Raw genomic sequence first — 10,386 nt, 5'->3', positions numbered from 1 at the left:
AGGCCGCGCCCGGCGGGCCCGCCGCGCCCGCGGGGCCGCAGGCCGAGCCGACCGGCGACGCGCGCGTGGACGCCGCGCTGGCCCGGCTCGCCGAGCTGGCCGGCACGCCGGTGTCCGCGCACGTGGAGGTCTTCGAGGACGTCCACCAGCGGCTCCAGGAACTGCTGGCCGCCGCCGACGACGGCGAGCCCGTCCCGTCCGGCCCGCCCGTGCCGCGCCCGCCTGCTCCCGGCATGAGCCCGCCCCGTCCCGGCCTGCCGCCCCGACCGGGCGCGCAGCCGGGTCCCGGCCCACGTCCGGGCCCCGGCGGCATGCCGCCACGCCCCGGGCCCCTGGGGCCGCGCGCATGAGCAGGCGACGTCTCGACGCCGAGCTGGTCCGCCGCAAGCTCGCCCGCTCCCGCGAGCACGCCGCCCAGCTCATCGCCGACGGCCGCGTCAAGGTCGGCGGCCAGACCGCCGGCAAGCCCGCCACCCAGGTCGACACCGGCGCCGCGATCCTGGTCGACACCGCCGACACCGGGCCCGAGTACGTCTCGCGCGGCGGCCACAAGCTCGCCGGCGCGCTGGCGGCCTTCGCCGACCTCAAGCCCGGCGGCCGCGTCGCGCTGGACGCGGGCGCGTCCACCGGCGGCTTCACCGACGTGCTGCTGCGCGCCGGGGCCGCCCGCGTGTACGCGGTGGACGTCGGCTACGGCCAGATCGCCTGGTCGCTGCGCACCGACGAGCGCGTCACCGTCCTCGAACGCGTCAACATCCGCGACCTGACGCCCGAGCAGCTCGGCCAGCCCGAGGATCCGCAGCCCGACCTGGTCGTGGGTGATCTGTCGTTCATCTCGCTGAAGCTGGTGCTGCCGCCCCTGCAACGCGTCGTCGCACCTCACACTGACTACGCGATGATGGTGAAGCCGCAGTTCGAAGTGGGCAAGGACCGCGTCGGCGCGGGCGGCGTGGTCCGCGAGCCAGAGCTGCGCGCCGAGGCGGTGCGCGGCGTCGCCCACCATGCCGCGACCCTCGGGCTCGGCGTCAACGGCGTGACCGCCAGCCCGCTGCCCGGTCCGTCAGGCAACGTGGAGTACTTCCTGTGGCTGCGCGCCGGAGCGCCGCCCCTGGACGAGGCCGACCTGGCCAGGGCCATCACGGAGGGCCCGCAGTGAGCACGGGGGCGAGCGGAGGCGAGGCGATGGAGCCGGCCATGCGACAGGGAACAGCGCAGCAGAGAACGGTGCTGGTCGTCGCGCACACCGGGCGGTCGGAGGCCGTGCGCAGCGCCCAGCTGGTGATCGAGCGCCTGACCCAGGCGGGCATCACCGTGCGCGTGCTGGAGGGCGAGGCCGAGGACATCGGCTGCGCCGGGGTGAAGGTGATGCCGCGCGCCGCGGCCGCCGCCGCGGACGCCGAGCTGGTGATGGTGCTCGGCGGCGACGGCACGCTGCTGCGCGCCGCCGACCTGGCCCGGCCCGCCGGGACCCCGCTGCTGGGGGTCAACCTCGGCCACGTCGGGTTCCTGGCCGAGGCCGAGCGCGAGGACCTCACCGCGACCGTCGAGCGGGTGGTCAGCCGCCGCTACGACGTCGAGGAGCGCATGACCATCGACGTGACCGTGCGCCGCAACGGCACGCTGATCGGCACCAACTGGGCGCTGAACGAGGCCACCGTCGAGAAGGCCGAGCGCGAGCGCATGCTGGAGCTGGTCGCCGAGATCGACGGCCGCCCGCTGTCCAACTGGGGCTGCGACGGTGTGGTGTGCGCCACGCCCACCGGCTCCACCGCCTACGCTTTCTCCGCGGGCGGGCCCGTGGTGTGGCCCGAGGTCGAGGCGATGCTGGTGGTGCCGATCAGCGCGCACGCGCTGTTCGCGCGGCCGCTGGTGGTCGCGCCGAGCTCGGTGGTGGCGATCGAGGTCCTGCCCGGCACCCCCCGCGCGGTGTTGTGGTGTGACGGAGCTCGCACCCTGGACCTGCCGCCGGGCGCGCGGGTGGAGGTGCGGCGCGGCAGCGCGCCGGTCCGGCTCGCCCGCCTGCACCTCACGCCGTTCACCGACCGGCTGGTGACCAAGTTCGGGCTGCCGGTCACCGGCTGGCGCGGCCGGGCGCGGGCTCGGGCGGAGGAGCCGGCGGACGGAGGCAGGGGATAATCTCCACAGGCGCTGAACCGGGATCTGTTGTGCGAGGGGTTGTGACGCTGGTGCGTCCGATGGTCGATGAGGTACGGATTCAGGGCCTCGGTGTGATCGACGAGGCCGTGCTCGATCTGTCCCCGGGCTTCAACGTCGTCACCGGCGAGACCGGTGCCGGCAAGACCATGGTGGTCACCAGCCTGGGACTGTTGTTCGGCGGCCGCGCCGACCCGCAGCGGGTGCGGCCGGGCGCCGGCCGCGCCACCGTGGAGGGGCGGCTGGTGGTCGACCCGGGCGGCCGGGTGGTCGAGCGGGTGGAGGAGGCCGGCGGCGAGCTGGACGACGACACGCTGATCGTCACCCGCTCGGTGTCGGCCGAGGGCCGGTCGCGGGCCTTCCTGGGCGGCCGGTCGGTGCCGGTCAGCCTGCTGATCAACCTGGCCGACGAGCTGGTGGCCGTGCACGGCCAGTCCGACCAGCAGCGATTGCTGCAGGCCGGGCGGCAGCGCGGCGCGCTCGACCGCTACGCCGGGGGCGCGCTCACCAAGCCGATGCGCGCCTACACCAAGACCTACCAGCGGCACCGCCAGGTCGCGGCGCTGCTGGAGGAGCTGACCACCCGCGCCCGCGACCGGCGCCAGGAGGCCGAGCTGCTGCGCTTCAACCTGGAGGAGATCGAGAAGATCGATCCCAAGCCGGGGGAGGACGTCGAGCTGGCCGCCGAGGAGGAGCGCCTCGGCCACGCCGACGCGCTGCGCGGCGCGGCCGACACCGCGCACGAGGCGCTGCTGGGCGACGCGGCGGCGGCGTTCGAGGCCGCCAACGTCGTCAGCCTGCTCGGGCAGGCCCGCAACGCGCTGGACGCCGTCCGCGACCACGACCCCGAGCTCGCGGGGCTGGCCGACCGGCTGGCCGAGGCCGGGTACCTGGTCTCGGACGTGGCCACCGACCTGGCCGCCTACGCCGAGTCGGTGGACGCCGACCCGGCGCGGCTGGCGGCCGTCCAGGAGCGCCGCGCCGAGGTCACCGCGCTCACCCGCAAGCACCACGGCCAGTCCCTGGAGGAGGTGCTGGAGTGGGCGCGCGCGTCGGCGGCCCGGCTCACCGAGCTGGAGGGCGACGACGACCGCGTCGAGGAGCTGCGCGCCGAGCACGACGAGCTGGCGGAGCGGCTGTCCGGCGAGGCCGCCGAGCTGACGGCGGTGCGGGCCCGCGCCGCCGAGCGGTTCTCCGAGGCGGTCACCAAGGAGCTGGCGGCGCTGGCGATGCCGCACGCCCGCGTGCACGTCACCGTCACCCCGACCGGCGAGTACGGCCCGCACGGCGCCGACGAGGTGGAGGTGCGGCTCGCCCCGCACCCGGGCGCGCAGCCGCTGCCGCTGCACAAGGGCGCCTCCGGCGGCGAGCTGTCGCGGGTGATGCTGGCCATCGAGGTGGTGTTCGCCGGGGCCGACCCCGTCCCCACGTTCGTGTTCGACGAGGTGGACGCCGGCGTCGGCGGCAAGGCCGCGGTCGAGATCGGCCGCCGGCTGGCGCGGCTGGCCCGCAACGCGCAGGTGATCGTGGTCACCCACCTGCCGCAGGTCGCCGCGTTCGCCGACCAGCACCTGCTGGTGGAGAAGTCCAGCGACGGCAGCGTCACCCGCAGCGGCGTCACCGCCCTGGACCGCGAGGGCCGCGTCCGCGAGCTGTCGCGCATGCTGGCCGGCCTGGAGGACTCCGAGCTGGGCCGCGCCCACGCCGAGGAACTCCTCGAACTGGCCGCCCAGGAGCGGTGAGCCCGGCAAAGTCAAGATCACCTGAAACGACAGGGAGTACGCGAACGAACACGCCCCGGCGTTCGGCGTTCCCGGTCTCCCCTCCCGCGCTCTGGCAGGATGTCTTGCGATGAACGACCCGTCTCCGACCACCGAGCGACGCGCGCGCCTGTCGCAGAAGCTGCCGCGGCGCGTGCTCGCGCTGGGCCGCGGCCGGGAGGACGGCCGGGCCGGGGTCGCCGCGGTCGCCCGCCTGGACCGCCGCACCAAGGACCTGACCAAGCGGCTCCAGCCCGGCGAGGTCGCGGTGATCGACCACGTCGACCTCGACCGCGTCAGCGCCGAGGCGCTGGTGTCGTGCGAGGTCGGCGCGGTGGTCAACGTGGCGCCGAGCATCTCGGGCCGCTATCCCAACCTCGGCCCGCAGATCCTCATCGAGGCGGGCATCCCGCTGGTGGACGACGTCGGCCCGGAGATCTTCGCGAAGCTGAGCGAGGGCGACCAGGTCCGCGTCGAGGACGCCACCGTCTACCGCGGCGAGGAGGTGGTCGCCAAGGGCACCGAGCAGACGCCCGAGACGGTGCAGACCGCCCTCACCGAGGCCAAGGCGGGGCTCGCCCACCAGCTGGAGGCGTTCGTCGCCAACACGATGGAGTACGTCAAGCGCGAGCGCGACCTGCTCATCGACGGCGTGGGCGTCCCCGACGTCGAGACGAAGATCGCCGGGCGGCACGCCCTGATCGTGGTGCGCGGCTACCACTACCGCGAGGACATCGCGACCCTGCGGCCCTACATCCGCGAGTACCGGCCGGTGCTGATCGGGGTGGACGGCGGCGCCGACGCGCTGCTGGAGGCCGGCTACAAGCCCGACATGATCGTCGGGGACATGGACTCGGTGTCGGACGCCGCGCTCACCAGCGGCGCCGAGATCGTCGTGCACGCCTACCGCGACGGCCGCGCGCCGGGCCTGGCGCGGGTGGAGGAGCTCGGCCGCACGGCCGTGGTCTTCCCCGCCACCGCCACCAGCGAGGACATCGCGATGTTGCTGGCCGACGACAAGGGCGCCACGCTCATCGTCGCGGTCGGCACGCACGCCAACATGGTCGAGTTCCTCGACAAGGGCCGCGCGGGCATGGCCAGCACGTTCCTCACCCGGCTGCGCGTGGGCAGCAAGCTGGTCGACGCCAAGGGCGTCAGCCGCCTGTACCGCAGCCGCATCTCCTCCTGGTCCCTGCTGTTCCTGGTGCTGGGGGCGTTCATCGCGATGACCACCGCGGTGTTCATGTCGCCCGCGGGCGACGTCATCGAACCGCTGCTGGCCGAACGCTGGCACTCCTTCCTCTTCTGGCTGACCGGACTGTTCACGTGATCGATTTTCGGTACCACCTCGTCTCCATCGTCGCGATCTTCCTGGCGCTGGCGCTCGGCATCATCCTGGGCTCCACGACGCTGTCGCAGTCGGTGACCAACGGCCTGCGCCGCCAGGCCAACTCGGTGGCGCAGACCAACGAGCAGCTCAAGCGGCAGCAGCGCCAGCTCGAAGGCCAGATCAAGGGCGAGCAGCAGTTCGCCGACGTGCTCGGCCCGCAGATCGTCATCGGCCGGCTCAAGGGCCAGTCGGTGGTGCTGGTGGAGACGCCGGGCGCGAGCAACGACAGCATCGAGAGGGTCGGCGAGCTGGCCAAGGAGGCGGGCGCGACCGTCACCGGCCGGGTCACGCTCCAGAAGAAGTTCCTGGACGACGACCAGACCGAGACCGTCAACCAGCTCTCGGCCCAGCTGAAGCCGACCGACCTGGAACTGCCCGGCGACGCCGGCGCCTACGCCAAGGCGGGCGCGGTCCTGGCCAGCGCGATCGTCACCCGGGACGCCGCCCGGACGGGCCGCGAGGACGCCGCCGGCGGCACCGTGCTCAACGGTTTCCGGGAGGCGGGTTACGTGACCACCAGCGGGAAGCCCGGCCAGCATGCGACACTCGCCGTCGTGATCGCACCGTCGGCCCCCTACGCCTACCCGGGCGGCGACGTCGACAACAAGGCGCTGCTGTCGGTCGCGGCCGGGCTGGACGCCGCCGGGCGCGGCGTCGTCATGGGCGGCCCGGCCGAGTCCGCCCAGGAGGGCGGGCTGGTCACCGCGCTGCGCGACTCCGACGACGACAAGAACATCTCCTCCACCGACGCGGTGGACACCGCCTCCGGGCAGGTCGTGGCGATCCTGGCGCTGCAGAACGAACTGGCGGGCAAGCCCGGCCAGTACGGGACGGGCGCGGGCGCGAGCGGCTACCTGCCCTCGCCGGCGCCCGCCGCTGGGAAGAACGGATGATCCAGTGAAGCCTGCCGCCCGCCTGCTGGCCGGGGCCGCCCTCGGGGCCGTGGCCGCCCGCACCGCCTACACCGCGCTGACCCGCCGCCCGCCCGGACTCGCCGGACGGCCGGGGGGCGAGGTGTGGGGCCGCGTCAACCACCGCGGCGAGCCGGTGACGCTGCTGGAGGGCCCGGCGTTCGCGGCCGGGGCCGCGGCGGCGGGCCTGCTCGCGCCGGGGCTGACGGGCCGGGCCCGCGCCGCCGCACTGCTGGCGGGCGCGGGGTCGGGGCTGCTGGGCGGCTACGACGACCTGTCGGGCTCGGCGTCCTCGCGCGGCTTCAAGGGCCACCTGGGCGCGCTGGCGCGCGGCGAGGTCACCACGGGCGCGGTGAAGATCCTCGGCATCGGCGCGACGGGCCTGGCGGCCGCCGCCGTCGCCGGGTCGCCCGCGCCCACCCGCGCGGGCCGCGCGTTCGACACGCTGGTCAACGGCGCGCTGGTGGCCGGGAGCGCCAACCTGATGAACCTGTTCGACCTGCGGCCCGGTCGCGCGATCAAGGTCGGGCTGATCACCGGCGTGCCGCTGGCGCTGACCCCGGTGGGGTCGGCGGTGGTCGCCGCGCCGCTGGGCGCGGCCGCCGCGCTGCTGCCGGAAGACCTGGGCGAGCGCGCGATGCTCGGCGACACCGGGGCGAACGCGCTGGGCGCGCTGCTCGGCCTGGCCGCCGCGCGGCTCGGCCGGGGCCCCCGGCTGGCGGCGCTGGCGGGGGTCGCGGGCCTGAACGCGGCCAGCGAGGTCGTCAGCTTCACGAAGGTGATCGCGCGGACGCCGGTGCTGCACCGCATCGACATGCTGGGCCGCCGCCCGGCCGCCCCCGCCGCCGCGCCGGACCCGGCCCCCGCCGAGCCCGCCCCGGCCTCCTGACCCGGCTTCTGCTCCGTCCAGCGGTCAGCCCAGTGGTCCGCCCCCCGTCCCGCCGACCGGGCCGTCCGGTGGCCCGCCCCCTGCCCCACCCACCGGCCTGCTCCCCGTCCTGCCGGTGGGGCCGCCCCCTGCCCCTGACCCGTCGTCCGGGCGTGTCCCGCCCGGCTCCGCCCCCCGCTCGGAAAGCCATGACCTCTGTGCCCCCGCCATGCCCTTCGACCGTCCCTTCGGCCACGTTTCCGGCCGAGCCCCTAGCCGGGGCCCCGGTCGGGGCCGGAGGCCCAGCGGTGCCGTCGGGGGGACGGGGCCGGTGAGCCCGCAGCTCCGCCGCCTCACCGGCGGCCTCGCGGGCGCCGCCGTCGTCATCGGGATCATCACCGTGCTGTCCCGGCTGGCGGGGTTCGGCCGCACCTACGTCTTCTCCCAGACCGTCACCACCTCCTGCCTGAGCCAGGCCTACTTCACCTCCACCCAGATCCCCGCGATCGTCTACGAGATCGTCGCGGGCGGCGCGCTGGCCAGCATGGTGGTGCCGGTGCTGGCCGGGCCCGCCGAGCGCGGCGACCGCGCGCAGGTCCGGCAGATCGCCTCGGCGCTGGTCACCTGGATCGTGCTGCTGATGGTGCCGCTGTCGTTGCTGATGGCGCTGCTGGCGCGGCCGATCATGCAGGTGCTGGTCGGGCCCGACCTCGCCGGGTGCGACCGCGACGCCATCGTGGCGGTCGGCGGCGACATGCTGGCGGTGATGGCCCCCCAGATGATCATGTACGGGCTGGCGGTGGTGTTGTACGGGCTGCTCCAGTCGCACCGCCGGTTCGCCGCCCCCGCGCTGGCCCCGCTGATGTCCAGCCTGGTGGTGATCGTCGCCTACCTCGTCTACGCGCCGCTCGGCCGCGGCTACGAGAACGACCTCGCGCACCTGCCGCTGGACGCCGAGCTGACGTTGTCGATCGGCACCGCGCTCGGCGGCGTGGCGATGGCGGTCACCGCCGGGATCGCGGTGTGGCGGCTGCGTCTCGGGCTGCGGCCCGCGCTGCGCTTCCCGCCCGGCGTGGCGCGCCGGGTGCGGCGGCTGGCGATCGCGGGGCTCGCCACCGTCGTCGCCCAGCAGGTCTCGGCGCTGCTGGTGGTGCGGCTCAGCTACGAGGGCACCGGCGGCGCGCTCGCCAACTACCAGTACGCCTGGGCGATCTACCTGCTGCCGTGGGCGATCCTGGCGGTGCCGATCGCCACCAGCGCGTTCCCGATGTTGTCGGCGCGCACCGGCGCCGACGAGGCCGCCGAGTTCGACCGCATCACCGCCAAGACCACCCGCGCGGTGATCCTGGTGTCGTGCGCCGGGGCCGCCGCCCTGGCGGCGGTGGCGCTGCCCGCCGCCGGGGTGTTCAACCCCGGCCGCCCCGACCAGCAGGAGGTCCTGGCCCGCGCGGTGCTGGCGTTCGCGCCGGGCCTGCTGGGGTACGGACTGGTCGCGCACCTCGGCCGGGTGCTGTACGCGGCCCGGCGCGGCAAGATGGGCGCGCTGGCCGTCGTCGCGGGCTGGGCCGTCGTCATGGTCGCCGACCTGGCGCTGGTGGCGGCCGCCGACCGCCGGTGGGTGGTGGCGGCGCTGGGCCTGGGCAACGCGATCGGCATGACGGTCGCGGGCGTGCTGCTGCTGGTCACGCTGGTGCGGGCCCGGGGCGCTGCCGCCGTGCGCGGGGTGCCGCGCGCGCTGCTGGCGGGCTTGGCGGGCGGCGCGGCGGGCGGCGCGGCCGGGTACGCGGTCGCGGCGCTGGTGGGCACCGGCGGCCAGGTGCGCGACATCGCCGTCGGCGCGCTGGCTGCGGCGGTGGCCGGTGCGGTGTTCCTGTTGGTCGCGTTCGTGATCGACGGCCGGGATCTGCGGGCCGTCCTCAGCCGGAAGGTCACCCGAGATGTCTGATGTGAAGGTCTCCGACGAGCTGGCGGGGTTGCGGGTGGCGCTGGTGCTGGGCACCAGCGCCGGAGGCGTGGGCCGGCACGTGCGGTCGGTGGCCGCCGGGCTGGTGGCGCGCGGGGCGCGGGTGCTGGTGTGCGGGCCCGCCGCGACCGAGGAGCTGTTCGGCTTCACCGCCGCCGGGGCCCGGTTCGCCGAGGTGGATCTGGCCGACCGGCCGCGCCCCGTCAGCGACGCCAAGGCCGTCGCGCGGCTGCGCGGGCTGCTGCGCGGCGCCGACGTCGTGCACGCGCACGGGCTGCGCGCCGGGGCGCTGGCCGTGGCCGCCACGGCGCGGGTCGCGCCCGGCCCGCTGCACGTGGGGCGCGGCGGGGTGCCGCTGGTGGTCACCCTGCACAACGCCGTGATCGCCGGTGGCCGGACCGCCGCGGTGTACGGGGCGCTGGAGCGGGTGGTGGCGCGCGGGGCGACCCGCGTGCTGGGCGTCTCGCCCGACCTGGTGGAGCGGATGCGGGAGCTGGGGGCCCGGTCGGTGGGCGACGCGCTGGTGCCCGCGCCCCCGCCGCGCTCGCAGCCCGGCCCGGCCGCCCGCGCCGACCTGCGCGCCGAGCTGGGCGTGGGGGACCGGCCGCTGATCGTCACCGTGGCGCGGCTGGCCGACCAGAAGGGCCTGCCGACGCTGCTGGACGCGGCGGCGGGCTGGGGGCGGCGCGGCCCCCGGCCGCTGGTGGCGATCGCGGGGGACGGGCCGCTGGAGCCGGCGCTGCGCGCCCGGATCGAGGCCGAGGGGCTGCCGGTGGTGCTGCTGGGCCGCCGCATGGACGTCCCGGAGCTGCTGACGGCCGCCGACGTGGCGGTGGTGCCCAGCGTGTGGGAGGGGCAGCCGCTGATCGTCCAGGAGATCCTGCGCGCCGGGCGGCCGCTGGTCGCCACCCGGGTCGGCGGCGTGCCGGTCATGGTCGGCGCGGACCGGCCCGACCGGCAGGGGCCGGGCGGGCCGCTGCTGCACGGCCCCGAGAGCGAGGCGGCGCTGCTGGTGCCGCCGGGCGACGCGGCGGCGCTGGAGCGGGCCGTGGGCCGCGTGCTGGACGATCCGGCGCTGGCGGTGCGGCTCGGCGCGGCGGCCGCCCAGCGGGCCGCGACGTTGCCGACCGAGGCCGACGCGGTGGACCAGCTCGCGGGGATCTACCGGGAACTGGCGGCCGGGGGCCGCTGATCCGGGTGGCGGGGGACCTGCCACTGGGACGCGGAAAGCCCAGTGGCCGGGCCGGCGGCGGCCGGGCGGTCGCCGGGGCGCGGGCTGGTGATCGTCGGGCCTTAGATGCTCGGCGCGGGGTTCGGGTTCGCGCCTTCGGGAAAAATTT

General features: G+C 76.0%; 9 protein-coding genes. All 9 read left to right on the top strand.

Annotation, left to right across the window (positions count from 1 at the left end; genetic code table 11):
• The coding region (locus AH6_RS45065; protein ID WP_218005953.1) for a hypothetical protein at positions 1-350 on the top strand (350 nt) is incomplete at its 5' end.
• On the top strand, positions 347-1,156 hold the full coding sequence (locus tag AH6_RS28375; protein ID WP_067485902.1) for a TlyA family RNA methyltransferase: 810 nt from the start codon (positions 347-349) through the stop codon (positions 1,154-1,156). The genes AH6_RS45065 and AH6_RS28375, both read left to right, overlap by 4 nt.
• Positions 1,157-1,194: 38 nt before the next feature.
• Entirely contained in the window at positions 1,195-2,136 is a 942-nt protein-coding gene (locus tag AH6_RS28370) for an NAD kinase (protein WP_067485920.1), read from the top strand.
• Between the two features lie 59 nt (positions 2,137-2,195).
• Positions 2,196-3,896, top strand: a complete 1,701-nt coding sequence (recN, locus tag AH6_RS28365) for a DNA repair protein RecN (protein WP_067485918.1) — start codon at positions 2,196-2,198, stop codon at positions 3,894-3,896.
• 109 nt (positions 3,897-4,005) lie between these two features.
• Entirely contained in the window at positions 4,006-5,244 is a 1,239-nt protein-coding gene (gene steA / locus AH6_RS28360; RefSeq protein WP_067485900.1) for a putative cytokinetic ring protein SteA, read from the top strand.
• On the top strand, positions 5,241-6,197 hold the full coding sequence (locus AH6_RS28355) for a copper transporter (RefSeq protein ID WP_067485898.1): 957 nt from the start codon (positions 5,241-5,243) through the stop codon (positions 6,195-6,197). Before steA ends, AH6_RS28355 begins: the two co-directional genes overlap by 4 nt.
• A gap of 4 nt (positions 6,198-6,201) precedes the next feature.
• Positions 6,202-7,104 (top strand): hypothetical protein, encoded by a 903-nt coding sequence (locus tag AH6_RS28350; protein ID WP_083983547.1) that lies wholly within the window; start codon positions 6,202-6,204, stop codon positions 7,102-7,104.
• A gap of 310 nt (positions 7,105-7,414) precedes the next feature.
• Entirely contained in the window at positions 7,415-9,028 is a 1,614-nt protein-coding gene (gene murJ, locus AH6_RS28345; protein WP_067485894.1) for a murein biosynthesis integral membrane protein MurJ, read from the top strand.
• Positions 9,021-10,238, top strand: coding sequence for a glycosyltransferase family 4 protein (locus AH6_RS28340; RefSeq protein WP_174555129.1), 1,218 nt, complete (start codon positions 9,021-9,023; stop codon positions 10,236-10,238). Before murJ ends, AH6_RS28340 begins: the two co-directional genes overlap by 8 nt.
• Positions 10,239-10,386 lie beyond the last annotated feature (148 nt).

It is taken from the genome of Actinomadura hibisca NBRC 15177 (assembly GCF_001552635.1).
GTDB classification, from domain to species: domain Bacteria; phylum Actinomycetota; class Actinomycetes; order Streptosporangiales; family Streptosporangiaceae; genus Spirillospora; species Spirillospora hibisca.
This window is presented reverse-complemented; position numbering and strand designations above follow the sequence as displayed.